This is a genomic window from Pseudomonas sp. PS02302, assembly GCF_029959585.1.
Lineage (GTDB): Bacteria > Pseudomonadota > Gammaproteobacteria > Pseudomonadales > Pseudomonadaceae > Chryseomonas > Chryseomonas aestiva.
The window spans coordinates 47,815-72,526 of record NZ_JASCON010000016.1 but is presented as its reverse complement, the minus strand read 5'-3'; the positions used below and the strand labels follow the sequence as shown (position 1 = coordinate 72,526).

Annotated in this window: 32 protein-coding genes; 17 read left to right on the top strand and 15 right to left on the bottom strand. The window is 60.8% G+C overall.

The window, feature by feature from the left end; genetic code table 11:
• Positions 1–174 precede the first annotated feature (174 nt).
• A complete protein-coding gene (locus QMX82_RS08100; RefSeq protein ID WP_282282153.1) occupies positions 175–942 on the top strand; it encodes an ATP-binding domain-containing protein in 768 nt (255 codons plus the stop codon).
• Between the two features lie 302 nt (positions 943–1,244).
• Here QMX82_RS08100 and QMX82_RS08095 read toward each other — a convergent pair whose 3' ends face one another.
• From QMX82_RS08095 to QMX82_RS08085, 3 genes are all read right to left on the bottom strand, one after another.
• Positions 1,245–2,123 carry a DsbA family protein gene (locus QMX82_RS08095; protein WP_064306944.1) on the bottom strand — a complete coding sequence of 293 codons (879 nt, stop codon included), beginning with the start codon at positions 2,121–2,123 and terminating at the stop codon, positions 1,245–1,247.
• A gap of 100 nt (positions 2,124–2,223) precedes the next feature.
• A complete protein-coding gene (locus QMX82_RS08090; protein WP_143008586.1) occupies positions 2,224–2,790 on the bottom strand; it encodes a hypothetical protein in 567 nt (188 codons plus the stop codon).
• Positions 2,791–2,897: 107 nt separating this feature from the next.
• The gene (locus QMX82_RS08085; protein ID WP_143008585.1) at positions 2,898–3,782 is read right to left on the bottom strand and encodes a hypothetical protein; all 885 of its coding nucleotides are present in this window, start codon (positions 3,780–3,782) and stop codon (positions 2,898–2,900) included.
• A gap of 189 nt (positions 3,783–3,971) precedes the next feature.
• On the opposite strand from QMX82_RS08085, the gene QMX82_RS08080 reads away from it, so the two are divergent.
• Complete coding sequence (locus QMX82_RS08080; protein WP_064306942.1) at positions 3,972–4,355, top strand: histone-like nucleoid-structuring protein, MvaT/MvaU family; 384 nt, start codon at positions 3,972–3,974, stop codon at positions 4,353–4,355.
• Positions 4,356–4,931: 576 nt separating this feature from the next.
• On the opposite strand, the gene QMX82_RS08075 is transcribed toward QMX82_RS08080, so the two are convergent.
• Positions 4,932–5,759, bottom strand: coding sequence for a hypothetical protein (locus QMX82_RS08075; RefSeq protein ID WP_064306941.1), 828 nt, complete (start codon positions 5,757–5,759; stop codon positions 4,932–4,934).
• A gap of 272 nt (positions 5,760–6,031) precedes the next feature.
• On the opposite strand from QMX82_RS08075, the gene QMX82_RS08070 reads away from it, so the two are divergent.
• The 3 genes from QMX82_RS08070 (at position 6,032) to QMX82_RS08060 (ending at position 8,241) form a co-directional block, all read left to right on the top strand.
• Positions 6,032–6,550: a hypothetical protein gene (locus QMX82_RS08070; RefSeq protein ID WP_064306940.1), complete on the top strand. Its 519-nt coding sequence runs from the start codon at positions 6,032–6,034 to the stop codon at positions 6,548–6,550.
• A 70-nt stretch (positions 6,551–6,620) separates the two neighbouring features.
• Positions 6,621–7,868 carry a site-specific DNA-methyltransferase gene (locus QMX82_RS08065; protein ID WP_064306939.1) on the top strand — a complete coding sequence of 416 codons (1,248 nt, stop codon included), beginning with the start codon at positions 6,621–6,623 and terminating at the stop codon, positions 7,866–7,868.
• 85 nt (positions 7,869–7,953) lie between these two features.
• Positions 7,954–8,241 (top strand): hypothetical protein, encoded by a 288-nt coding sequence (locus QMX82_RS08060; RefSeq protein WP_064306938.1) that lies wholly within the window; start codon positions 7,954–7,956, stop codon positions 8,239–8,241.
• Positions 8,242–8,247: 6 nt separating this feature from the next.
• Here QMX82_RS08060 and QMX82_RS08055 read toward each other — a convergent pair whose 3' ends face one another.
• A complete protein-coding gene (locus QMX82_RS08055; RefSeq protein ID WP_064306937.1) occupies positions 8,248–8,556 on the bottom strand; it encodes a hypothetical protein in 309 nt (102 codons plus the stop codon).
• 98 nt (positions 8,557–8,654) lie between these two features.
• Here QMX82_RS08055 and QMX82_RS08050 point away from each other — a divergent pair, with 98 nt between their 5' ends.
• Entirely contained in the window at positions 8,655–8,945 is a 291-nt protein-coding gene (locus QMX82_RS08050) for a hypothetical protein (RefSeq protein ID WP_064306936.1), read from the top strand.
• Here the strand turns inward: QMX82_RS08050 and QMX82_RS08045 are convergent.
• The 5 genes from QMX82_RS08045 to QMX82_RS08025 all read right to left on the bottom strand — a co-directional run bounded on the left by QMX82_RS08045 (position 8,942) and on the right by QMX82_RS08025 (position 13,178).
• Positions 8,942–9,310, bottom strand: coding sequence for a response regulator (locus tag QMX82_RS08045; protein WP_231893018.1), 369 nt, complete (start codon positions 9,308–9,310; stop codon positions 8,942–8,944). The genes QMX82_RS08050 and QMX82_RS08045 overlap by 4 nt on opposite strands.
• A gap of 141 nt (positions 9,311–9,451) precedes the next feature.
• Positions 9,452–9,778, bottom strand: a complete 327-nt coding sequence (locus QMX82_RS08040; protein WP_156522269.1) for a hypothetical protein — start codon at positions 9,776–9,778, stop codon at positions 9,452–9,454.
• Positions 9,750–11,234 carry an ATP-binding protein gene (locus QMX82_RS08035; protein WP_064306934.1) on the bottom strand — a complete coding sequence of 495 codons (1,485 nt, stop codon included), beginning with the start codon at positions 11,232–11,234 and terminating at the stop codon, positions 9,750–9,752. The genes QMX82_RS08040 and QMX82_RS08035 overlap by 29 nt, the downstream gene beginning before the upstream one ends.
• Positions 11,234–12,013 (bottom strand): hypothetical protein, encoded by a 780-nt coding sequence (locus QMX82_RS08030; protein WP_064306933.1) that lies wholly within the window; start codon positions 12,011–12,013, stop codon positions 11,234–11,236. The genes QMX82_RS08035 and QMX82_RS08030 overlap by 1 nt, the downstream gene beginning before the upstream one ends.
• Before the next feature lie 100 nt (positions 12,014–12,113).
• Positions 12,114–13,178 carry a helix-turn-helix domain-containing protein gene (locus tag QMX82_RS08025; protein WP_064306932.1) on the bottom strand — a complete coding sequence of 355 codons (1,065 nt, stop codon included), beginning with the start codon at positions 13,176–13,178 and terminating at the stop codon, positions 12,114–12,116.
• 167 nt (positions 13,179–13,345) lie between these two features.
• Here QMX82_RS08025 and QMX82_RS08020 point away from each other — a divergent pair, with 167 nt between their 5' ends.
• The gene (locus QMX82_RS08020) at positions 13,346–14,137 is read left to right on the top strand and encodes a hypothetical protein (protein WP_064306931.1); all 792 of its coding nucleotides are present in this window, start codon (positions 13,346–13,348) and stop codon (positions 14,135–14,137) included.
• A 68-nt stretch (positions 14,138–14,205) separates the two neighbouring features.
• Here QMX82_RS08020 and QMX82_RS08015 read toward each other — a convergent pair whose 3' ends face one another.
• Positions 14,206–14,646: a hypothetical protein gene (locus tag QMX82_RS08015; RefSeq protein WP_064306930.1), complete on the bottom strand. Its 441-nt coding sequence runs from the start codon at positions 14,644–14,646 to the stop codon at positions 14,206–14,208.
• Positions 14,647–15,072: 426 nt separating this feature from the next.
• Here QMX82_RS08015 and QMX82_RS08010 point away from each other — a divergent pair, with 426 nt between their 5' ends.
• Positions 15,073–15,528, top strand: coding sequence for a hypothetical protein (locus QMX82_RS08010; RefSeq protein ID WP_156522267.1), 456 nt, complete (start codon positions 15,073–15,075; stop codon positions 15,526–15,528).
• 59 nt (positions 15,529–15,587) lie between these two features.
• On the opposite strand, the gene QMX82_RS08005 is transcribed toward QMX82_RS08010, so the two are convergent.
• Positions 15,588–16,061: a hypothetical protein gene (locus QMX82_RS08005; RefSeq protein ID WP_207105571.1), complete on the bottom strand. Its 474-nt coding sequence runs from the start codon at positions 16,059–16,061 to the stop codon at positions 15,588–15,590.
• A gap of 288 nt (positions 16,062–16,349) precedes the next feature.
• Between QMX82_RS08005 and QMX82_RS08000 the strand changes: the two genes are divergently transcribed.
• From QMX82_RS08000 to QMX82_RS07960, 9 genes are all read left to right on the top strand, one after another.
• Complete coding sequence (locus QMX82_RS08000) at positions 16,350–16,826, top strand: DUF2170 family protein (RefSeq protein WP_282282133.1); 477 nt, start codon at positions 16,350–16,352, stop codon at positions 16,824–16,826.
• A complete protein-coding gene (locus QMX82_RS07995; protein ID WP_064306926.1) occupies positions 16,823–17,521 on the top strand; it encodes a PspA/IM30 family protein in 699 nt (232 codons plus the stop codon). Before QMX82_RS08000 ends, QMX82_RS07995 begins: the two co-directional genes overlap by 4 nt.
• Positions 17,522–17,710: 189 nt before the next feature.
• Positions 17,711–17,965, top strand: a complete 255-nt coding sequence (locus QMX82_RS07990; RefSeq protein ID WP_156522266.1) for a hypothetical protein — start codon at positions 17,711–17,713, stop codon at positions 17,963–17,965.
• 23 nt (positions 17,966–17,988) lie between these two features.
• A complete protein-coding gene (locus QMX82_RS07985; RefSeq protein ID WP_156522265.1) occupies positions 17,989–18,330 on the top strand; it encodes a hypothetical protein in 342 nt (113 codons plus the stop codon).
• A 420-nt stretch (positions 18,331–18,750) separates the two neighbouring features.
• Positions 18,751–19,395 carry a DUF2491 family protein gene (locus QMX82_RS07980; RefSeq protein ID WP_082900352.1) on the top strand — a complete coding sequence of 215 codons (645 nt, stop codon included), beginning with the start codon at positions 18,751–18,753 and terminating at the stop codon, positions 19,393–19,395.
• Positions 19,396–19,410: 15 nt separating this feature from the next.
• The gene (locus tag QMX82_RS07975) at positions 19,411–19,848 is read left to right on the top strand and encodes a DUF350 domain-containing protein (RefSeq protein ID WP_064306923.1); all 438 of its coding nucleotides are present in this window, start codon (positions 19,411–19,413) and stop codon (positions 19,846–19,848) included.
• 11 nt (positions 19,849–19,859) lie between these two features.
• Complete coding sequence (locus QMX82_RS07970; RefSeq protein ID WP_064306922.1) at positions 19,860–20,642, top strand: DUF1190 domain-containing protein; 783 nt, start codon at positions 19,860–19,862, stop codon at positions 20,640–20,642.
• A 10-nt stretch (positions 20,643–20,652) separates the two neighbouring features.
• Complete coding sequence (locus QMX82_RS07965; RefSeq protein ID WP_064306921.1) at positions 20,653–21,807, top strand: glutathionylspermidine synthase family protein; 1,155 nt, start codon at positions 20,653–20,655, stop codon at positions 21,805–21,807.
• A gap of 30 nt (positions 21,808–21,837) precedes the next feature.
• Positions 21,838–22,737, top strand: a complete 900-nt coding sequence (locus QMX82_RS07960) for a hypothetical protein (RefSeq protein ID WP_156522264.1) — start codon at positions 21,838–21,840, stop codon at positions 22,735–22,737.
• Between the two features lie 121 nt (positions 22,738–22,858).
• Here the strand turns inward: QMX82_RS07960 and QMX82_RS07955 are convergent, their stop codons facing one another.
• From QMX82_RS07955 to QMX82_RS07945, 3 genes are all read right to left on the bottom strand, one after another.
• Positions 22,859–23,398 (bottom strand): hypothetical protein, encoded by a 540-nt coding sequence (locus QMX82_RS07955; protein WP_064306920.1) that lies wholly within the window; start codon positions 23,396–23,398, stop codon positions 22,859–22,861.
• A 65-nt stretch (positions 23,399–23,463) separates the two neighbouring features.
• Positions 23,464–23,697 (bottom strand): hypothetical protein, encoded by a 234-nt coding sequence (locus QMX82_RS07950; protein ID WP_156522263.1) that lies wholly within the window; start codon positions 23,695–23,697, stop codon positions 23,464–23,466.
• Positions 23,698–23,893: 196 nt separating this feature from the next.
• Positions 23,894–24,712: a hypothetical protein gene (locus QMX82_RS07945; protein WP_064306918.1), complete on the bottom strand. Its 819-nt coding sequence runs from the start codon at positions 24,710–24,712 to the stop codon at positions 23,894–23,896.

Below are 24,712 nucleotides of genomic sequence, written 5' to 3'. Positions count from 1 at the left end.
TACTCGCCACGGTGCTCCTGTACCATACGGACAGCGCGTTCACGGACTTCAGGGGAATACTTCGGTAACTTCTTCATGGCTCCATTCTCTCAAAGATTGGAGCCTCCACGAAACCCGGGGCGGTTCAGAGATCCTCACCAGTCGCTCTATGCGTTCCGCGGCGCCGACAACGCCTTGTCCGATCCGGATCTCGATGACTCCGTCGATCTCTATTTGACCAAATCCTTCCGCTTCGGGCCGGCGGTGGCCACCGTGGCCAACATCATCCTGAGCTACAAGGGCGAGCAGCTGAAGATCGTCGGCGCTGGCCAGCCTACGCAGATCAAAACGCAGCTCGACGAGGGCGTTCGAGGGGCCGCGTATCTCTGTCGGACGGTCTCCGGAGTCATCATGACGGCGCTGGAGTTCGCCCCACAGGGCAGAACCCTCTACTGGGTCGGCGGCATCGAGGCGTACCAGATTGGCGACTTGGAGGATCTGGTCTGGTTCAGCCAGGGAAAGACCGACAAGGTCAGGTCGAAGCGTCTGCTGAAGGACTTCCCTGACTGGACCTCGTATCTGACCATGGCCAAGGAGAGCAAGGACCGCGAGATGGCGAGGCTCATCAAGGTGGTGGGTCTCTTCCCAGACATCGAGAAGCGACTGGCGCGCCTGCGGACGCTGACACAGAAGGATGAAAAGGACGCCGACGTCATCCTATCGACTGCGCACCGCTCGAAGGGTCTCGAGTGGAAGCATGTCTACCTGGGCGAAGACTTCCCCGATCCCCTGGATCCTGAGCTCCCGCCGGATGCGCGCCGTGATGAACTCAATCTGCTGTATGTCGCTGCGACGCGAGCAAAGCATCAGCTGGCCATCAACTCCGTCATCTTGGGGATCATGCGGGATTACGAGCGAAGCCGTCGGCGGGCGCTCGAGCATCAGATGCTGGCGATCGAGTAGCTGGCCAACACTCCATTTAGCACCGTGGTTTAGAGGCACCGGCCAGGACCCGTCCCCCCGTCGCTTTCTGCACAACCCACCTGGGCATCGGTTTGCTGGCCTGGCGGCGCAGGGTGAGCGCGCGTCTACCGGCCAGCGGCCCGACGCGGCAACGCACGCCCCAACACAACGGGTCGCGTTCCTGCGCTTTTAGCCGGTGATGACCAGGGCGCCTGCAAAGGCGCCCTGGTCATCACCCCGGGCGTCATGCTCGAGTCAATCTCGAGTGCTTCGTGTCAGGCGGGCAGGAGGGCATCTGCGACCTACTTCGCTGGCTGCGCGGAATCGGCTGCCGAGCCGAAGCCGAGGATCTTGCGCGAAACCTCATCGCCCTGGTCCTGGGGCTTCCCCTGCGCCTTGTCCGCTTCAGCCTTCGCCGCTGCCTGTTCAGCTGCCAGCATCCGTTTCATGATCGTCACGAAGGCGCTGATCGGCTGGGCGCCGGAAACGAACTCTTTCTCGCCCGTCAGGTTGTCGATGACGATGGTGGCCGGCGTACCGGTAGCACCGATCTTTTCGCCCATGCGGATGTGATCTGCAATACGGTCCTTCACCTTGCCGCTGCTGATGCACTGATTGAAGACCTTCATGTCAGCACCGAGGCGCGACACTAGCCCGGGCAGATCCTTCACACCGCCGCCATTGCCGGCCGACTCTTCGAAAATCTGATCGAGGATCACCCAGAAGCCACGATTTCCCTTCTGCTCCGCGTAGCATTCGGTCGCGATCGCCTCATCGGTTGCAGCAGGGTTATGGAAGCCCAGCGGCATATGGCGCCACTGCCAGTTCACCGCGCCATTGGACTTGTCCACGATCTCCTTGAGGCTCGGGTGCAGCCGCTTACAGAAGGGACACTCCAGGTCGGAGAATTCGGCAAGCGTGAAGCGGGCCTTGAGGTCGCCATAGACTCGCGCGTCGTTTGGCACCTGGTCCGCCGCCCGCCCGTAGCGAGCAAATTGTGCGTCGACCCAAGCTTGCTTCTCGGCTCGCTCCTTGGCGAACACACCCGTCTCGATGCCGGCCGTGATCTTGCGGTCTAGGTAGGCTTGCCCGCTGGTCCAAAACACCCCAAGGGTTACGAGCTGAGATACGGCAACGGCAGACGCAAGGGTGATGAGGTGGTTTCTAAGTGAGGTTTTCATGGGCGACCCGGCTATGTGATTTGCCGTCTACCCTAAAAAATCCGCCTCGCTCGGCGAGCTCCATTCCACCCACAAATGGGCGCGAACCCCAAATAACGCTCTAGCGACGGTTTTTTCGACGCGTCCACTCACTGCACTGCGTCGGACGCGACATGCGAAGTGCACGCGGTTGGACCGCGCCCCTGCGCTGACCGGAATGGCCGAGCAGCCCACGGTAGGCTTGCAGCGCAATGGCCAATGGACCAGATCCTAGGTATCCCGAGGCTGTTTCGACATGATATCGAAGCACCATGACTTCCAGCGGGGCTTCGCTCCACGACTGAGTACCGAACGCTTGAGCTCTTCCCCCTAAAACGGCTAGTCGGTCGGAGGCCAGTAGCTGGCCATCCAGAACAGCAAATAGGCAGACGAATTGCTGGCCGAAAGCGGCTAAAGCCGACGTTATGCTCGACAACCGCTCAGACTCACGCCACTGCCGAGTTTGTAATTCTCGGTACCGAAAAATCGTGGCCTGCGACAGCCCCTTTCCCTGCCCTTGAGCATCGAGCATATTGAGCTCACGCTCGATCTGGCGCAAAGCCTGGTGCACAGACTGATGCCGGGCCGCTAGAGCGCGCACTTCTTTTTTCAGTAGAAAAAAAGTATTGAGATGTTGGCGAAGATGCATCGCACAACTCCTAGCTGTTTCCTGTTGCATAGCAATAGGCTCTTTAGCCTGCTGTGTTCAGGCTTGCGATCAGCGGCCCCTAATAAAACGAAGCCGCTTGCTTCGCATTAGTAGGCGGCGGCGGGGTTCGTCCCATCAGGCAGATAGAAGGCCATATCGTTGGGCAAATGCTCGCGCAGTGCGGCGGCGAAGTCTGCAGCGTTTACCTCACCAAGATTTGCACCAATCATCTTACCCACGCCGCTACCCACTTCGGAGTAAAATGGTATGGCTACCAAGTGCGCGGGATAGCCGCCCCGGTCCACCGGCGCATAGCCGTCGACGAGATAGCCTCCCTTCGTTCCGATGAAGATTTCGCCGAGCTTGCTGCCGGTCGGAGTTTTGACAAAGCCATCTCGTACTTGAGCAAACTCGAGCTTTTGCACGCGGACGGTGGGTTGCAACGTAGCGTTGACTACGTCATTCAACTTTGAAGCGCATCGGACCCCGGCCTGCTCGAGAGTACTGGTTTCGCTTTTTTTCTCGAAGCAGAACATAAAGCCCATTTTGGTTCGCGGATCGAAGCCGTTATCGCCGAGGACTGTGAGCGCCAAGCCAGCAGCGCCCACTCCACCACCGATGGCATTGAACGCGATCATCGAACCATCGTTGTTATAGCCCGCACTGGGCCGTGCCGTTGCACTGATGGCTTGCTTGACTTGATCAGGCGATGCTTGCTGTAGATAAGCATTGCGTACTCCACCCGGCCCAATCTGAGCGAAACTCGGCATCCCAAGTACGGCAAAGAGCTTATCCGCGGCAGTCGCGTTAGGGGCGAACTGCAAGGGCTTTTCGTTCGCAATTTTGAGCGTAGGGTTTTCTGTTTTCCAAGGTCTAAACACCGGAGTAGTAAGCTCCGAGGCCGCAACAGGCTTCAAATCTTGGCCTTGGGTCGCACAGCCAGTTGCAGAGGCTACTACGACCGCAATCGCGGCCAGCCGAACAGTCTTCATACCGATACTCCTGTGTTGGTGTTAAGCATGAAATCACGCTTTTCCAGGAACGCAACCCCAATCTTCACCCGTCATAGGCAGTGGCCTTGGTTTCAACGCCTTAAAACAAATTTAATTATGATTTGCTCTAGTCATAACTATGTGAAAAGGCTATAACGGCAGCCACAGCCTAATCTTGAGGAGATCACGATGTCCCTGATCCAAGAATACCGCCAGACCGAAGCCGCTATTGCGGAATTGCAGCAGCGCCTTGAACAGCTGAATACCGACGAACGTCTGCAGAAAGAACTCGATTTCGAGAAGAAACTGCGAGCGCTGCTCGGCGAGCATAACAAGTCGCTGCGCGACGTCATTGCAATTCTGGACCCCAACGCCGGCTCTGCCGCTGCCAGCAAGTCCAAGAGCAACTCGGGCGCAGCCCCGCAGCAGCGCCGGGCGCGTACGCTCAAGCGCTATAAGCACCCCGAAACCGGTGAAGTCATCGAAACTAAGGGTGGCAACCACAAGCTTCTGAAAGCCTGGAAGTCCGAGCACGGTGCCGATACCGTCGAAAGCTGGCTCCAGAGCGAGTAATCACGCGGACCGACGCCGGCGGGCCTTGTGCGGCACCGCCGGCGCTGTCATTATCGGCGCTCTTGATCCAACCCCTGTGGCTTGGATGCTTCACCAGCTGCTTCGCAGCACCCTCCCCCTCGTTTGGCTCTCCTGGGCCATCTGACCCGCTGTAAGAATCTTTCATCCAGCTCGGTTGCCGATCACTCAGCTGATCCTTGGCCGAATTGTCGCGTGCGTATCGTTTGCCACGCGCCCCGGTTTCATACGTCCAGAAGGCGGCCACTGCCATAAGTGCTGGGAGCTCTACTTCGGTAGAGGTCCTGTCGCATAGCGAAAGAATCTTTCGCTATGCGACGGTGGGGCCAGCAGACGGTGCCCCGGGTGATCTTTACCTACAAAACAGCTGCAGTTGCAGAGATGGTGCGAGGGTTCGCTACATCCGATCAGGATCTCCTGTCGGAACGGGCAAACCCGCCTCCACCCTGCACTGCAGGGCCCAGGCGACTGGCGCATCAGGCTCCAACACTGTTCCGCGAATACGGAGCAGCAAAAACCCGGCTCATGGCCGGGTTTTTTTTCGCACGCAGAAAGGTGCTATCGCGGGTGTGAGTCGGTGATGTCCCGCGCGGCTACGGCGATCAGGCAGCAGTAGAACAGCCAGCCACCGATGCTTACCAGGAGCAGCGCGACACCAAGCCAGTTGCTGGTGGCATCCAGCGCTCTCGCTGTCGCCTGCAGGGTCACTCCGCACAGCGTCAGCAGCCGCATCGGGCCGAGCACGAGCTTCTGCGATTTGCTGAGCTGCGCCTGAACGGCCCGCGCGGAAGACCATGTCTCTCGACCGGCCATGACCGCAGCCACCAGGTACGGCTCGAGCCGGCCGCCCATGATGACGAAGAGCGGCATCAGGCTCAGCTGCTGTTCCACCGCGGTGGTGTAGAGCATCACAAGCAGCGGGCGTTTCTCCGCGCTGAAGAGGTCCAGCGGCAAGGTGGTGAGGGGTAGCGCCCCGCGCTTCCAGGCGCCGATATCGGAGCCAAGCATCGCCAGGACCGCCAGCGCATTCAGCGCAATGCCGATGACCAGGGCGAGCGGCGCCGCTACCCGAAAGAAATTACGCCAAGGCGACCCGGCACCTATGGCCGTGCCCAAGACGGGGCGGTCCCCGAGCATCCCTGCACGCCGAAGTGCGAGCGCCAGCACCAGGAAAATCAACGGCGAACACAGGCTGGCCAGGTGGAACGCCGCTTTACCCAAGATGAGCAGAATGCTCACCGTGGTGAACGCTGCCAGCAGCGTCAATGCGACAAAGGCGGGTAGCACCTGCACGAATAACGGGACAGCCTGCTTGATCCATCGCGGCCAATCCGACCACCGCGGCGTATGGGACGCCACTCTCACTTCCATCGTTGCTGCTTCCATATCCTCTCTTCCACCCAGGTGCTGCGCTTCTCGCGCGGGGTCATGGGTAGCTTATCGATCCGCAGCCAATTGCAACCTGTCTCGTCAGAGCGCCGATCGCGCCACCGGTTCCTTCGGCGGTCCGCCGCAACTGGCCAAAGGGAAGGCAACCTAGTCAAGCCGGCGCCCAGGGTCAACAGCCCCCTCTCGATCCGGTCCCGCAAGCGGCATGAATGGCCGTTTGCATTTACCGCGGCTCGTGGATGCTGAGCAGGTTCAATGAGGAATCTGCTATGCACAGAAATGATCACGCGCTGCAGCTCGTCGTCACCAGCGAGCCAACCACCCAGGAGCTCTACAACCTCCTCGGTCGCTACTGCCTACCGTTCGAGGACCTGGTGCTGACCAACATGCGCCAGGTACTGGGATCCGGGTACCGCAATGGCGCCTATCAGCTTCGCCGCTACTTCAACGGGGCTTTCGCCCTGGTGCTGCCTGTCGAGGACGGGCTTGTGACGGCGACCCTGGGCCAGGTCGAAGAATCTCTTTCGCTCGAAGCTGCCAGCTACCTGTGCTCACTACTCGCGCTGTCGCAGCTGATCACCGTCGCGCACAGGCGCAACGACCACGATGATCACTCCCGGCTCCATTACCTCTACTACGGATTACTGGAGGTCCTGAGGGCCGATCCGACATTCGCTGCGACCGTGACCGCGCCGCACCATCGTCCGCTGACCGACGAGGAAGTTCACCTCGGCGGATCGCTCGCGCCGTTCGCCTACCAGCCGGCCCTCGAGCGCCTCCTGGATTAGGCCACGCCCTTGCATTTCCGGTACGCCTGGAAAGATGAGGCGTATCACTCAACGTTGAGCAACCCTAACCATGGTCCAATCCCCACAGCTCGACCTCTTCCCTCTCGTCGAAGCGGCCTTCCGGAACTGCCCGGATCGGCCGCTGGCCAACGCGGAGCTCTATCGGCTCGTCGGCGCCGCCGCAGGGCTCCAGGACCGGGAGGTTCACGCCAAGCAGCCAATCGGCGCGGCCGGTCAGCCCCGCAGCCCCGTCACGCGCGAAATCCGCTGGCATCAGCAGACCCTCAAGGCCTGCGGCATCCTCGAGCGCGTTCCGCACGAGCGAGGCGTGTGGCAACTGACCGAAGAGGCGAAGCGCGGGATGCATCGCGCGGCGCCGCAGGTCACGCTGCTAGGGTTCAGCACGTCACTGGGCCTGGCGCTGTTTGGCCACTCGCCCCAGGCGCTGCAGGGTCTGGAAGAGCGCATCGACCTCGTACTGACCTCCCCGCCCTATCCTCTGCAGCAACCACGGGGATACGGTAATCCGAAGGCGAGCGAATTCACCGACTTCATCTGTCGCACGATCGAGCCCTTGTTGGGCAACCTTGCCAGCACCGGTAGCCTGGTCCTGAACCTGTCCAACGACATCTTCCTTCACCGATCGCCGGCGCGTTCCACGTATCTGGAGCGTCTCGTCATCGCCCTGGAAGATCGTCTTGGCCTGCACCTGATGGACCGCCTGGTGTGGGAGAACCGTAGCAAGGCACCGGGCCCCCTCCAGTGGGCGAGCCTCAGCCGGCAACAGCTCAACGTTGCTTGGGAGCCTTGCTACTGGTTCTCGCCTGATCCGCTTCGATGCAAAGCGAACAATCGGAGGGTCTTGGTTCCGCATTCCGATCGGCAAGCTAGGCTCATCGCGGCCGGGGGCGAGACGCGGCAGACCTCCTATGGCGACGGCGCTTACCGACTGCGCCCGGGTAGCTTCGCGGCGCCCACAGAGGGTGCCATACCGAAAAACGTGCTGCAGATCGGCCACAGCTGCAGACGCAGCCGTGAGCACCGGAAGGCGTTGATCGAATCCGGCCTACCGGCGCACAGCGCGCCCTTCCCCTTCGCCCTGGCAGACTTCCTCATACGGTGGCTGACCGAGGCGGACGACCTGGTGGTGGATCTGTTCGCCGGCCGCATGATGGTCGGGCGGGCGGCGGAAGAAGCCGGGCGACGCTGGATCTGCGTCGAGAACATCCTCGAGCACGTGATGGGCGCAGCGGCGCTCTTTCGCGGGTTCGACGGCCTGTGGATCAACCCTGCGCTCCAGCCTTCATCGCAGCTTTGAACGCCCGGCGATGGGTCGAACTCAGGCTTTTCGAAGACTGGCCCTGGCTACCCTGCTGCTGTCGATCAAACCGGAGCTCGGCAGCATGCACCTTCTTCAGCGAATCACCCAGGGCACTACGAGCGGGACGCTCCTCGCCGTCGGCTTTTGCAGCGCCATCAGCATCGCATTTTCCGCCGGCCCGCTGAGCCGATCGCTCTCCGGTGGCAACGCCGTCGACGGCTGCCCACTGGCAGCGGATCGGGCGGCGAGCTCCCAGCAGCTCGACGCCGCCAGCCTGGCAGCTTCGCACCCGAACTTGCTGAACGAGCGACCGGCCTCGCCGGACTGGCTCGATCACTCCTTGGCGGCTCTCTACTGCCACACCAAGTAGCTCAGCTCAGGCGTGCTCTGGCCGCCTATGACTTTCATCAATCCTAGCTCCCACCGCGCCCGCTATCCGCCGCCGAGGCTTCTGCTTGCGCTTAAGGTACTCGGCCCGGCACTGGGCAAACCACTCGCCGGCCAGGCGGGCGAGATGTCGATGCTGTGGCGCGGTAATCGAGCCGACATCGAGCAGGGCCAGGATGTATCCTTCCAGCTGCCCGTAGAGGCGAACCAGGTGGCCAAGGCCCATGACGGCCATCTGCTCGATCAGCGCGACCCAGCGCAGCCGCGCTTGGTGGGGAAGAAACTCAAGGTCTGCCATAACGCCTCCTTAAGGTCGTCGTACTACTGTAGACCTTCTCAATTCGGCCGCCATCCCGGTAGTAGGCGTCATCACCGCAAAAATAAGGGCCCGCCGGCATGACATTCTCTCCGGAGCAGCACATCCAGTTTCTGCTTGCCGTGATCGCCCAGGCGAAGCGGCTGCACGCCGAATCGTCCGACGGACACGATATGGATTGGCCTGATCTTGACGATCTGCAGCAGCAGGCGTGGGCGTGGAGCGCCTGTCAGAGCCTGGGCCACCCTCTTCAGCGGTGGCGCGCGGCGATAAGCGCCACACGGCAGCCCGGCCAGACGGTCAAGCAGCTGCTGTCGACCCTCCACGGCCCGGGTACCGCAGGACTCCAAGCTGTTCAGCGTGCAGGCTAGCCCGGGCGCTGGTGGAGCGCCTGGACGTTGCGACACAGGGTGGTCAGCTGACCGAACGACCACGGCTTAGGAAGGAACGAGGCCTTCGGTAGCTCCGGTGTCGCTGACACATCGCCGGACGATACGACGATCGAAGTTGCTGGCCAGCGCGCCATCACCTGCTTGGCCAGGGCCAACCCATCCATGGCTCCGGGCATTCGCACATCGGTGAACAAGAGATCCGGCGCTTGCGCCGCGGTCTGCAGGTGCCGCCAGGCATCGTCCGCCGTTGCGAAGGCAGTGACGTCGAGTCCTTCGGACTCGAAGATCTCGGTCAGCATCTCCACAAGAAGCGGCTCATCTTCAGCAATCACTACCAGGCACATCGAGGCCACCGCTAGAGGAAACGCATGCATCACCAGATGCGGACGGCGAGGCGTTCGTTCGGCTAATCCGATGAAGGGATAGCTAATCCACACGGCATCGCCAATAGTGCGGAGTAGAAGGCCTTATCGCTTATCGCGCGCTTAATTCACCAGCGGCGTGCGGCGCGCCTGCGGCTCCGGCTCAGCCCCCGGTGCAGCACCTGGCGCAGCACTCCGGCATAAGGCGTTGCCAGCCTCATCGGAGATGGCCACAAGCTGCGGGACCTTAGGGCCTGGCCGTACGCCCCACAGGCAGCCCTGGGCGTCCTGCAGCACAGCGCCGCGGCCGATCGGGTTGGCCACGGCCTCCAGGCGGTCGAGCAGGGGGAGTTCGTCCGGCGTTTCGGCCGCAACGGCTCCGGCCAGCGGCAAACTGGCAATCACGGCCAGCAGCAGCCCCTTAAGCAATCGTGCACCAGAACCAGTCATTCTGGGTCTCCCCCTTCATCTTCAACTGAACCAACATGGTCTTCGTCGGGGTCACCCAGGCCAGGGCATCCTCCCGCAAACGAAGCTTGGTGGCGCTCTGGCGCCAGTACATCTCATCGATGCCGAGGACGATCTTGGTCGCAACGGATGCGACGAAGTCCTCCGGAAAATGCGTTGGGCTTTGCGAGGCAGCCACGAGCATCAGGCCGAATTTGCGCGCCTCCTTGGCGATGCGGTTGATTGGGCTCTCGGGGTCGTCGTCGGCGTAGATGTGGGCCTCATCCAGGATCACGACGTCGACGATGTGGTCTTGCTCGCCGCGCTCGACAGCCGCCAGGAACAGCTCCTCCAGCCGAAAGAGCACGATCAGCTTGCGCTCCTCCATCGACAGGGCGTGGATGTTGTAGCGCCATACCGGATTGGTGGGGTCGAAGGGCGGAATCCCCGATTTGAAGATGCCGATCGCCTCGAGGTTCTGCAGCCGATCGACCACCGACTTCAGCACGTCGGTGCTGTCGTAGCGCATCAGGCTGTCGAGCTCCTTGCCGGTGGTGATCGCATCGATGTAGGCGGTATAGCTGTCGATGGCCTTGCGTTTGCTCTTATCGAGCTCCGACTTCTCCGCTTCTTCGTCGAACTGGCTTTGGCCTTTGCGCAGAGCCTGGATCACCTTCTTGCGGTGCCCCTGGGCGGCGCGGTTGGCGACCTCCAGGTAGGTGACGGCCTCGGCGCCGGAGCCCAGAAACGACTGCTGCAGGATGTTCTGCGCCATGCGCAGCGCGTCGCGGATACTAGGATGGGCCCGCCCCATGAGCTTCGGCGGCCAGCGGGTGATGGCGCCCTGGTACTCGATCTGCGGTACCCACCAGCTGTACAACGGCGCGCCCGACCAGCGCGCGCCCAGGGCCTTGGCCTCGTCCTTCTCGCCCTTGGGCACGTCGATGAACAAGCGATCGTCGTTGCCGTCAGTCATGACCACTGCGGCGCCTTCCTCCACAACCCAGGTACTTGGATCCTCCTGCCTGAAGCCGTACTGGGCGTAGACGTCGTTCAGCACATTGCGCAGGCAAGCCTCCTGCTTAGGCCCCATCTGGCGCATGCTGCGATTCATGGTGGCAAGAAAGGACTGCACGCGCTTTCGCACACCGCCGAAGTGCGGATCGGGGTTCACGCGAAGCGGATTGAGGCCGTAGTTGGTGCGCTCGGAAAAACGAACCTCCGACGCCCCGGGAATCGACAGATCGCCGTGCACGTCGAAGATGTGGATCCGCGGAATGTGCCTGCCACAGGACTGCAGCATGTGGCTGATCATCTTGCGCAAGGTGTAGGTCTTGCCGGAGCCGGACATCCCCACCAAGAGGGTGTGGCCGTTCACCAATTTCTCGCTATCCCACATGACCGGGACCTGACGATTCTTCTTTTGCTCAGCCGCGTCGATACCGAAGATGATCTGCATCAGGACGCCTTGTCACCGCGGTTTGGTCGGGCTTCTCCGCCAGCAACCGGCTGTGATGTCCGCATTAGATCCTGACGCGCAGCAGCGCGAAGAGCATTATCCTTCGCAGCGCTTTTTCTCTGGCCAGCGGCGAGCCCGAGGAGCACCAGGCTCACCGCGCCCACCGGTAGACCGTAGGTAAGACGCCCTGTCCAGCAAGAGGTAACGGCATCGACGAGAAAAATTGCTCCTAGCAGAGCGAGCGTTGCCGGGCTGGGCAAATGTCGCTTCCAGCCCAAGCTATCTCGGTGCGCCACTTCCAGAGCCGCCAGCGTCCGGACGCACTTAGGCGTGGTCTGCCGCAGATTCGACTTGTCCAGCGTCTCATTGATGAGTTCGAGTACCTGGTAGGCGTGACTGTCCGACTCGCCAGCGATTAGGCCTTTGACATGGGCGTAGCGTAGATGGCCAACGCGATAAAGACCTTCCGCTTTGGATCGAACTCGCTCCATGTGTGCCGCGAGAAAATCCACCTCTTCATCCAGCCGTAGCGAGCCCCTCGCCATGCGCTGGACTAGAGCCACAGCGTCAGGTATCCCAAGCTGAGTTAGCGAGCAGGCGAGTTCATCCAAATCAGCAACTTCGCTGATTGCAAGATAGCCGTCTGCATAGGGCGCAGTACTGAGCCGTAGTAGCCGGCGATGCATCTGCTTTGGGGATAGCTCGCTTTCAATCGGACACCACGGAAAGGGGTCGATACCTGCGCGCGATAGCGCGGCGAATACAGCATCTGTGTTCATGGACAGAGCTCCTTGGAGAAGCCCAGCATGGCGAAAGGGACTGCAGTTTCGAGCCGAGTTCACTCCCGCAGCGGGAGCGAACCCTGCTCATTCACCGCCCCTACGTACCGTTCCTGCCTTGACCCAGCAGCGCGATGGCGAAGCTCGGCACAGCCCGTCTGCAGATTCGCACATCCAGCGTCTGGCCAGACTCGCCGACCAATCCCAGGCGTACCCCGCCTTCAACCGCCGCAACCTTAGCCGCTGGCGCAGCTGTCTGATCGCTGCACGAAAGCGGTACCGGGTCAGCCGCATAGGTCATCTCTACGCGGGAGGCGATGTCAGGGTCTGAGCGCACGTCCAGGAGGTGAGCCTTGGTTTCGGGTGGCAGTGAGGTAAACAGCACCTCAGTCACCTCAAACCGCACACGCAGGATCCAGCGCTCATCCTGCGCGCGTCGGCGTATCGCGTTGAAGCGTCCGTGCAGTCCGGGCAATCCGACCATGTCACGCAGGGGGAGCCAAAGGCCGGTGCCCAGACTCAAGCGCGATGCTTCCGGAACCTGGCGTTCCTGATGCTCGCCATCAGGGGTGTCAGTGCCGAGCGCTCGCCCATCGCGGCCGTATCGCTCCGGCCAGAGCTCGCGGGGTGACACGCCGAGGCAGCGCGCGATGAGCGCCTGCAGGCCGACATGTGGTGAACGGCCGAGGCTATCGAAGATCTTCCGCGTCACACCGGCATGATGGGTAAGGTGCTCAAGGACGAACTGCCGCTGCTGCAGCCTTGCCTTGATCCAACGAAGCCGGCCTGGCTCAGTGCGAGGACATTCCTGCAAAGGCTGCGGGCGCGTCTCCCATTGGGCGACATGCATGCCGAAGCCCTCCATACCGGCCTGTGCCGCTGTGGCGCCGCTCAGCTGTTCGAGCAGTGCATCGAAGGCCTGCCGTGCGGCCTCCGACCACGGTACGCCATAACGCTCCGGGAAGAGCGCTTCCACGGTCACCTGAAGCGCTTCGGCGATAACCGCTTCTGCAGCAGGAAAGGTGCGCCGTGCGGCGGTCCGCAGGTTCGATAACTGATTGCTATCCGCGAGCTGCGTCAGATTGGTTCCGCGCTGAGTGAGCGCCCGCCGGATGGCTGGCCATCGTCTCTCCAATCGATTCGCTTCAAACCACTGGTTCGTCATATCTACTACCTCTGTTGGGGTAGATCGACGGTCCCACGAGTTTTCAAAATGCAAGTCCGCACTCCAGATACCGGGCTAGAGGGGTTAGAGCCTCGCTCGGTGCGCTTGTGACTTGCGTATTTCAAAAGGCTGACAGGGTAGGCATTTTCCTTAGCGAGTCGCCGACCATGCCGTCATCTTTCACCTGGAATATCGCGTTCCATTCCGGCTTCACCGCCGACAGCGACCTGCAAGCCGCACTCGACGTCGGGATAGCAATTGGGGTCGTCGCCGATCGAGTGACGCTCAGGCAGCAGCTACGGGCCCTGCCTGATCACCTGGACAGGGGTGGGAAGGTCTTCGTCGACTCAGGCGCGTTCACGGCTTTCCGCCGGCAGCTGGCCATGGATTGGCCCAGGGTTCTCACGCTCTATCGCGCCTTGTGCACCACGACCCTGCGGCCGGAGAACCTGAGCATCGTTGCCCCAGACGTAGTGGGCGATCAGCAGGCGACCTTGCTCCTTTGGCACCGCTACGCTCGGGACATACGGAGCTGGATAGACGCCGGCGCCAGGGTGATCATTCCCCTGCAGGCTGGATCGCTATCAGCCGGCGAGCTGCTGCAGGAGGTGATCGGCCTTCTGGGTACCAAGGCGTTCTGCGCCGGTATCCCTTCCAACCTCGCCGCAATGACCGCCGCCGACTGTCGTACGCTTGAGCACAACGACTTCCACATCCTGGGACGGGTGGTGATGACCGACGAGCTACGAGACAAGGTCGAGGCCCTGCTGACCTGCAACGCTGGGGCCACGATCAGCTCTGACGCCAATTGGCTGAGATCTCGCACCAGGCAGATCGCCGGCGCAGTGGAGATGCTGCGTGGCACCCCTCACTTGCTGCAGACCCGCCGCACCCGTGCGGTGAAGGCGCTGCTGATGCAAGATGCGTTTAGAAGCGTCGATCAGTTGGCGCCGCGGTAGAAGGCGGGCGCCGCACCTGAGCGGATAGGCCTACGCGTCGCTGGGCCTCAGCCGCATGAATGCGCCAGTCAACGCGCTGCCAACCGGCGCCCTGCTTGCGACCGCACCGTGTCGTAAGCGACCAGACCGTAGGCCAGTGCCACCCCGCCCGGTGCCACATACATCACCACCTGAGCCATCAACTGCGCCATAGCCTCTAGCTGCTGTTGCATCCGCTCGACCATATCGCCGGTGGCGTGCACATCCATCATGCCCACGAACCCGACGCTCATGACGAGCCCGATTGCGATGACGAATGCCAGCATCCAAGCGGCGTGCTTACGGACGGTATCGAAGCCGACCAGCAAGCCTACACACAGTCCCATGCAGATCGTGTAGTACCAGAACGTCCAGGCGCTGAAGCCAAGCTCCTCCCCGCCCTTGCCGATCAGCACGCTGAAAAACGCAATACCGGCCCCCAGGAAGGAGCCAGCTACCAAACTCCAAAACAAACGGCTAATCGCTTTCATCTCATTCTCCCGTGCAGACATCCTCAGCGGGCCATGCGGTGTCGCTGGGTGCCTACGAATGCGCTGTGCCCACCATGAGCCAGTCGCTGAGCTCGCGCTTGCTGCTGGCGCGTAACCCTTCCCTAGATCTTCCAGGCTTCGCGCATGTGGCTGTGAGCTCATTCGCACCCCAAAAGGGGGTGAACTCGCGCGACGCGCTTTCCACACATCATGAGTGGTGGAACAGGCGTCGCCGCCCATCAGAGGGATCGAGTTCGAGATTGCGTCCCGGTAGGACCTGGCAACCTGCATATTGCCGCCGACTTCGGCGCCGACGTCCGCCTTCTACCCTAATGTCGAGGTCACATGACAGCTCCAGAACCACTATGCCTATTCCTCTCCCGAGCCGATGCAGAACGGTTCCGGCCGGCGGCCGGCGGCCACCTGGTGTCTATCTCCGATGGGCCCGAAGACCTGGCGGTGATCGACGAAACCGAATGGGAGAGCGTCAGCTACCACCACTTCATCGACGCAGGCTTCGATGAGGAGACCATCGCGCTGTACGGCAGCAATTTCGAACGCACCTTTCGGGACTACCTGCTGATGCCCAAGGCTGACGCGCTGCGGGACCGCCTAAATACTCTGGCGCAGCAGCGCGCATTCGTCGTGATCAACTGCCAAGCAGGCAGATCGCGAAGCGCAGCAGCTGCTGCCTATCTCCGGGATCGACACAGCTACCGTCTCGAAAAGCCGACGCCTGATGCGAACATGTGCGTGGTCCGCATGCTCTCCCGCGACGCCTCGTTGATGGCCGCGTATCGCGAGGCCACGAGGCAAACAGAGCCTGCGCAGGCGCCTGGCGGCTTCCTGTCGATTATCAAGTCCATGCTCTCCAGGCTATAGGAGACTCCGCTCAGCAGGTGGCCAAGAGACGCCGGTATCAGCAAGGCGCCTGGCCACCATTAATCTTCAACGGCCCCGCGGCCACCTTTGTAAAGCTGCTCTCGGAAAACACGGTCTAGCAGCGCGCGATTCCGCACCGCCGCGGCCAGGTAGCGGGGCGAGATCTTGTCTCTCACCAGGCGATAGCCTTCGGTGGCCTCCCTGTGCAGCCAGACGTACGCGCCGATCTGGAATGCCAGAACTACCGAAGGCAGGATCGCCATCCACCAGCGCCAGCCGCCGGCGACGCTGACCACCACGCTTAGAGACATCAGGACCAGCCCCCATGCCAGCAGGCCTTGGCGGCCGGCGAAGAAAGGCCGCGCCGATAGATAGGCGTGGATAGCGCCGACGCCCAGCGCTTCGCGCCGATCCAGAGTCTGCAGCTGTTGCAGCACTCGCTCGAGGTCCTGTTCGGCTGGTTCGTTCTTGAAATCGGGAAGCATCCCATAACTCTCGTTGGGGGAGTTGTAGTTCGCGAAGACAACGCGCATCGCTCTGAGCGTTATCAGATAGCGTCAGCGAGGCCACTCAGATACGGACACTCGTTGCCAAACCTGCGTCGCCGCAGGGCATTCGGCAAGGCAAGGCGTGGGTGAACTGGAGACCTGGATTGTACCCGTCCGCTGCGTCGCGGGGATCACCGGACAGTTGGGCCAGGACCCGGTCTGCAGGCATCGAAGGTACCGCGTACAGATGGAATGTGGGGTTCACGCCCCCAGGCGGGGCGAACTCGGCCTTGCATTTCCACGGGAGGCGGCAAGCTAGGCTCTGGCAGCGCCATGCTGCAAATTGCCACCGCCAAGGAGCGATGCATGCCCTCACCGAACTGGACTCCCTCAACGCTCTACGACGCACTGGCGTCTGGCGTTTCTGTCAGCAGCTTCGCCTTCGACGTCACCCTCCTGGACCAGCAAGACGCGATTCGCGTCGTACTGCCGGCGATGGGCGACCTCAAGATCTACATCGCTGTCGTCAACGACGTAGTCGTGGTCGACTCAGCCCTCGTGCCTGCTGAGGCGGTCAGCGACGCCCAGGCCTTCAATGCTGCGGTCCTTTCATCCCGCAGCCTATTCCCGCTTTCCGCTATCGGCCTCGAGACCGACGCTGACGGCACTGGCCATTACGTCATGTATGGCTCGCTGCATGCCGGCTCCGACCTGGCCACCGTACTGACCGAGATCTTCACGCTGGCAACCAACGTGCAAACCGCGGCCGCGACCTTCCAATCGTTCTTCAAGCAGCAGGATTCCCTATGACCAGCCCCTCCATCCTCTCCAAACTCGTCACCCTGTTCCGCGGTAAGGTCACCGAGGCCGGTACCGCGGTGATCGACGCCAACGCGACCACCATCATCGACCAGGAAATCCGCGATGCTCGGGCAGCGATCGATCAAGGCAAGCGCGAGCTGGCCATCCTCATGGGCCAGCAGACCCTCGTGGAGCGCGAAATCGAGCAGCTGGAAGCGTCTATTCAGCAGGACGAGAAAGCGGCCCGCGCCGCCCTGGAAAAAGGCGCGCAGGACCTGGCAGAAGAGGTAGCAGGCCGGATCGCACGCACCGAGACCGCCCTCGAAGGGAAGTGCAGCATGGCTGCGGACTATGCGCGCAATATCGCCTCCATCAAAGGCAGCCTCGATACCTCGGCCGGCACCATCCAGCAGCTGGAGCAGCGTATCCAGGTTGCGAAGGCCCACCAGGTCACCCACAGCGCCCGGACGAACGCCTCTCTGGCCAGCGGACAGGCGAATGGCCGGATGAAGACCGCGGTTGACTCGCTCGCACGCATGGAGCAGCGCCTGCAGCAGCAAACGGCGACTCAGGACGCTGCTGAGCAGCTGGCCAAGGAGGCGTCGGGTGCTGATCTCGACGAGCGCCTGAAGAATGCCGGCATCACACCCGGCAAGCAGAGTGCAGCCGCCGTGCTGGAACGACTGAAGCGGCCGTCCGCCTGACACCAGCGGGCCCGACACGGGATCAGGTATCCGGGCAGATGTTTCTGCCTCGGCTACCTGACGCTCTAGATCCCTCCATGTTCAGCATGGCCCCATTCTAAAGAGTGGAACCACTGGCGAAACTTTTTAAAACGCGAATGTGAATGGCTCGATTCCAACTATTTCGCTTCAAAACGATAGGTTTGACGTATGAATGCTGACCATACTGAAGAACTTGCACAAGCTCGTCGTGAGAAGCTGAAAGCTCTTGCGCGGACGAGCCTTTGGTTTATTCCTTTTACCCTAGGAACAATGATCGCAGCTCTGTATGAGATGAATAATACAGAAGGTACTATGCTCTCATTAATGACTCTTAACGTGGAAGTTTGTTCTTGGGCGGCACCGGGTTTCGCTATGTTCGCTGTGCTTTTTCGGTTGCTTCTTGCTAATATGCAAAAGCCCTGAAACACCTTTGACGAAGATCATGCGTGCCAAGCCAGACTTCGTTGGTCCAACGCTGGACCCGTCTAGCAAGCCATTTAGCTGAAAATGGTCAAGCTTTAAAATTACTTTTTATCTTAGGACTCCTCTATATTTCTGCTGCTCTCTTGATGCTACTTGCCTACGTCGTCTTGGTGTTCACTATCATTCCACTGCACGATGTCCAGTCAATCGAGCAATTTTTCAACATCCTTATTACATACGTCTGGGGTGCGGCCTGCATCGTCGCGGTCATCGCCATAGTGGGCATCTATCTTTTTGTATGGATCGAAAATCGCAATGACGCGAAGGAAGAAGAGGAGAAATCCAAGCTCGCAGGTAGGGAGTGATGCCGAGATGATCCTAAGGGTGCTCATCGTTCTTATCTGCACGATAGCGGTCCCGACTATCGTAGTGCTGCACGACATTCAATCTGCAGAGCAGTTTGTCCGGATTTTCAGCATATACATGCTGGCAGCGATACTGGTTCCAGCAGTGCTTTACGGTATTGCTCGCTGTGCACTCGCCTGGCTAGACAGATAGACCAACCCCCGCGACGACCACGCCAGTCTGCGCTATCTCATGCCTGGTCACGCTTGGTGGGGTGATGCCCTGGCGCTCGTCACCCGGTTCACGCCCTGTCCCGGGGCGAACTCGCCACCCCTTCGGAGCTTGCATATTTACCTTTGCCGGTAGCGTGATCCTGCCGGCGACGCGTAACGGACCTTGCCGGCGGCCATCAGCCATTCCCACCGTCACGAGGATCCTCAATGTCACTCTTGCAACGTATCCGCAGCGCACTGGGTTTCAGTGCCATGCCTACCGGCCAACTCGTCGTAGGCTATCCCCTGGATTTGCGCGAGGGTCTTCCCCTCACCATCGACCCCCAGCTAGCCAGCGCCATGACTGGCCTGACGCTGGTCACCTTCCCCGGTGCGCAGCCCATTGAGAACATCGGCGTCATTGACCTCGGTGCTGGCGCGCAGCTCTACCGGGTCTACCTTGCCGATGAGGACTACTGGCTCCAGGTGCACACAGAGCACGGGCAGGTCGAGTCGATCGTCCTGTTCAATTACCTCAGTTGGTTGCCCATGGAATCGCAAGACCACCTCCTGCAGACCGCCGGCCCGGCTAGCCCCATCGGCCGCCCCACCTACCTGCTCGACGGCGTCACCTTCAGTCGCGACTGGGGTACCGCCGGCAATCAAGCAGAGCTCCAGAGCTTTACCGAGCGCTTTCCTCCAGCAAACCACGAACGGGACCAGGTGCAGCACCGGGCCATGCTCTACAGCCGTGACCTCGGCATTCCTGGCCGGCGAGAATTTCTGCTGTTCTCAGTCGAGGAAAACGCCCTGGGCGAGGTTTCCGTTTCAACCTCGCGCGGCCTGACGCTCTTCGCTCACGACCTCATCTGAATCAAGGATTGACCCATGCTCGACGCTCTGCAACTCACCCTGACCCTGTCCCTGAATCCGACCGCCCTGCTGGGGTTCGTCCTGTACGTGGCCACCGCCTGTGTCCTGCTGGCCCTGTTCCAATTCGCCTACACCAAGGTGACCCCGCACAACGAATGGGCGCTGATCCGGGCAAACAACACCGCAGCGGCCATCGCCCTGGGCGGCGCCATCATCGGATTCGCCTTGCCGGCCAGCAACGTCATCGCCTATTCCGTGAACCTCCTGGACTTCGTCGTCTGGGCGGTCCTGGGCGCCTTCATCCAGTTGGGCGCGTTCTTCGCGACCTCACTCGTGCTGCGGCCGCTGCGTACCCGAATCGAGAGCGGCGAAATCGCGGCCGGCGTCTACGTCGCGGCGGTGGCCATTGCCGTGGGCCTGATCAACGCCGCCTGCATGACGCCCAGCGCCTAAGGAAGAACGCCATGAAACGCAGTTCACGTGTCCAACTGTCCTTGCTCGCCGTAGCCGTCGTATCGGTCAGCGGCTGCGATGCCCCGGAGAAAGGCCAGGTCCTCAACAAGGTGGCGTCCTTCGACTCCGTGAAGCAGTGCGTCGACGCACGCATTCCGGATAACATCTGCGCCGAGTCCTACATGGACGCGCTGGCCGAGCACAAACGGCGCGCGCCCACCTATGACACCCAGGCGCAGTGCGAGGAAGACTTCGTCGCCGGCTACTGCGAAACGGCTGATGCCGGCAAGTTCGCGCCGAAATTTGGCGGCTTCGAGATCGCCGCCAGCGGGCGTGCTACCGAATCGCAGATCGCCGCGGCGCAAGCGGCGGCAAACAGCAGCCATGCGGGCGGCTCGAACGACGGCCTGCTCACCGGTCTGCTGATCGGCAGCATGCTCAACAACGGCGGGACCAGCCGCTTCAGCGAGCCGGTCTACCGCTACCGGGATGATCGCGGTGGCTTCGCCTCCTCCAGCCTCAATCGACGCATCGAGACGGGATCGCATTTCAGCAATTCGACCCAGGCTCGCACGAGCAATGCCTACACCGCGCCAGCGCCCCGGGTGAGCAGCGGCTACACGAGTCCGCCGTCTACCAGTCGCTATTCCAGCTCCCCCAGCACCAGCTCTACCAGCTCGATCGGCAGTAGTCGGTCCTCCATAAACACCTCCGCCGCTACCTCGCGTGGTGGCTTTGGCGGCAGCGCCGTTGCGAGAGCAAGCGGCTTCAGCGGCGGCAGCTTCGGCGGCTAGGGAGAACACCATGCAACGCATTGCTCATCAAGAACGACCAGACTGGCAGGCCCGGGCCGAGCGCAACGGTTTCAAGTTTCACACCATAGAGGGGGAGCGCTACTGGGACGAGCGTCACTACTACGCCTTCACCCTCGACCAGGTCGAGAAGGACCTCGAGGCGCCCACCGAAGAGCTGCACCACATGTGCCTTGACCTGGTAGGCCGTGTTGTACGCGATGAGCAGTTGCTGAAGCGCCTGGGCATCCCAGAGGCGTTCTTCGACCCGATCGCAGAATCATGGCGAGAGGGGCATCCGCACCTCTATGGCCGCTTCGACCTGGTCTACGACGGCAAGCGCCCGGCCAAGATGATCGAAGCCAACTACGACACCCCCACGTCGATCTACGAAGCGGCAGCGTTCCAATGGGACTGGCTTGAGGATGGCATGGCGCGCGGCCTGCTCCCCCAAGGAAGCGACCAGTTCAACAGCATCGAGGAAAGACTGGGCCAGGCGTTCCAGGCGCTGCGCCTGAAGCACCCCTTTTACTTCGCCTCCATCGACGGCTCCGAAGAAGACAAAGGCACCTGCGATTACCTGCGCGCTGTTGCCGAGAAGGCCGGCCTGCAGACCGAACACATCTACCTGCAGGAGATTGGCCTGCAGGAAGGTCGCTTCGTCGACCTGCAGGACCGGTGGATCCCCCACCTCTTCAAACTGCACCCCTGGGAGTTCATCTTCGAGGAAGACTTCGGCGCGGCGGTGGCCAAGTCGGACACCCAGTTCATCGAGCCCATGTGGAAGGCCATCATCTCCAACAAGGGCATGCTGCCGCTGCTTTGGGAGATGCACCGCGGGCACCCGAATCTGCTGGAATGCCACGTCGACACGACGCGCTCCGCCCCGGTACCGCCGGGCTGGGTGCGCAAGCCGTTCTTCTCGCGTGAGGGCTCGAACATCGAGCTGCACACCGCCAACGGCGAACGCGAGGTCGTGGATGGCCCGTACGGCGATTCGCCTCAGATCCTGCAGCGCTGTGCGTCGCTGCCACGCTTTGGCCAGGACTACACCCTGATCGGCAGCTGGGTGATCGGCGATTGCGCGGCTGGGATCGGTATTCGAGAGGACAGCACCTTAGTGACCAAGGATAGCTCGCGCTTCGTGCCACACCTTATCAAAGCCTGATCGGGTTAATCAAATAGATAGGACGCCTACTTGGATATCTGTTTTAAACTCATTGAAAAAGCCACGCTCTCAGAATGGCTATCATTTCTGGTAATAATACTTGGTGTCACGCTATCAGTCTTTTGGGGTTTTGTAATTGCATCAAACTTGAAGTCTTTCGACCCACCGCTGATATGCCGTAGCCGCATTTTCAGGCTGCTCATGTCTCTGCACGGTAAGTACCTGGGCATTCCTATAAGCGTCACGTTACTGATGGCAGGGTGGGTGCTCCTGGTAGATAATTTTCGCTTTCTAATTGTCTGTCAAAATCCCACGCAGCCAATGGACGTACTGGGTCTCTTTACTTGCTTTTTCGTTCCGCTCGTCTTATGGTTTTTTTTTGCTCGTGGTCAGGGATTGCCGTTCCGCCTAAACGAGTCTCTGAGAATGTCGTGGGATCGGAAAAATCAGCTACAACTGCATTTGAGCGGGCCTGTACCCCGAGCGATTTCAAAGAAATATATTCTGAAAACGGCACTTGAGCTCCACAGCCATCTCACCCAACTCAGAAGGCACAATATCTACAATACGACAGTATTAGAGAGTTGGCTTTTCTTGAGAAAAGCAATCACGGTCAGCCCCCGTTTGATTCAACTTCGCCAAAAGCTTTATTTCGCGGATCTTCACATTGCTCACTCCAGAGCAGAACATGTGCAAAATAAGCCAAAACGACTGGCGTTGCTATTCGTATTAAAGCTTCGGATCGTTGGTCGTCTTATCCTGTCGAGCCAAGAGATATATCAGCTGATGAGCCAGATATGTGTTGAGGACCTTATGCTCGACGGAGCAGACCATCATCGCAGGCCTCAGGGGGATGCCGAGATTTTTGTGCAATCTTTGTCACTGCTTGATAGCAGCTATAGATTTGAAGAACGGCCTATAAAAAATTAAATCTGGTCACAGTATTCATGTTGATCATCCACTACCCACACATCGTAAAATATTTCGTACCCTTCTCTACGGGTATCGAAATCAAATAAAAAAGCCCGGCAATGCCGGGCTTTTTTATTAATCAACCACTAGCCGTGCAAGCTCGGACAAGGCCATGAAGCCCCAGCCCGATCTCGTCGGCAGGCACATCGAGCCTGGCCAGCTCGAACCCGAACTGGCAGACCCGTGCGTAGCTGCTAACGCTGGGCACGGCAGGGGTTCGCAATTCCCGGCCGGAGCCGAGCATCACGATGTCCTCCGCCGGCGCCGGAGCGCCATGCGCCTTCAGCGCGTGCATCTGCTCATCAAGCGACCAGCCGAACAGCTGACCGTAGTGCTCAACGACCTCCCTGATCTGCCAGACCTCGTCCGGCCGAACAGGGAAGGCGCTCCAGTCGATCCAGCCTTGCAGCCGGAACACGATCTCCTTGGGGTTGCCCCAGGCGACCGTGCATTGCACCCGGCGTAAGGCAAAGGTACCTACGGCTGCCTGATGTACCTGGTCGCGAAGGTTGTGCTCGTCGAAGTCATGAACGTCGGCGATGCCCATCCCGACATAGGCGGTCAGCGTCGAGCCCTCGATAGGCCAGATGTTGCCGTTGGCGAAGCGTGCGTAGTGCATGGGTGTTCTCCTGGATCTCCAGCTGCGTCCCATAGCGGGGCGCAGCCGTCACGTCCGTGTGATGGTCAGAGGATGATGCGACGCGCGCTTGCCGGTACCGGGCGGGCGGCAGGTGCGTTCAGTTCGATCCAGTTGCACTGGTAGGTGCCGGCTATTGCCTGGCAGACCGGCACGATCCGCTTTGCCTGGACCAGGGATCCGGGGCCGGCAGGCGTTACAGGTGCGCTGGTGCAGCCGAGCAGCGTGCAGGACGCCAACACGAAGGTGAGGAGGAACAGGAGAAAGCGAGATTTTTTCATGAAAGGTCTCATCGATGGACGGACCTTTCCCCATACGGGGATTGGCCCGTATGGGTGGGAGAGTGCTGCAGAGCAGCTGAGGGTGGCCGAATGGCCGTCTGGACCGCAACGCATGTTGCAGATCAAGAACCTCGATTCTACGACGCGCCAAACGCTCGGTCCAGAGGCGTTCCAGGGCCACAGCCAAAACGCCTGATCAGTCCAGAAAGAGCTTGCGGCCTGACTGGGATTGCTCGCTGACCACCTTCGCTGCGGACGGCGGCTGCGCCGCGGTAGGTAGCTCGGGCGGCTCGGTCAAGGCGGAGCGCCTTGACCGAGTCTGCACCGCCGCCAGATTGGTCAGCGAGGGCGGTCCGCTCTCCACCTGAGGTGCTGCAGACCGCGCGCGCGCAGTCGCGGCGTAGGCCTCAATCAGGTCATTCTGCGAGCCACGTCGTATGGCGGTACGCCGGCTCTCCCACCAGGCAAGGCCTATAAAAAATGCTGCTAGCAGCACGGCGAGACATAAGGCTACCGCAAGAAGAAGCATCGCCTGTGATCGCCCGGCTACATCGGCTTCGGTAGGCACCGCCACGGCGATGTCCTCCAGCGAATCCTGCATGTGCAGATCTGTGGAAGATGGATAGGTGACGGATAAGAGCAAACCCGGGTTAGCCCTGCGCGAGCGGGTCATCTCATTGAGGGTTCCATTGCCCCCGGAAAGCCGCTGCACAGTTTCATCCAAGGTGAAGGTCTTGCCGGTGACCGTTCCGCCGAGGAAGTGATTGAGACCATCAGGATCCAGGACGCGGCACACCAGCCCGCTGGCGCGCTCGATGTACCGCCCTGGGCAGATTTGAACCTCATCTGATCCGTCAGACTTCGTCACTACCCGGTATTGATCGTCGGCGATGAAATACGCCCTACTGGCCCCAACGCTCGGCTGACTACGTGGTTCCAGATCTGGAAGTGCGGCAAGCACAGACGACGTAGTGAAGCCGAGCAGAGCGAAACAGAAAACGTGCAGTCGGGTCAC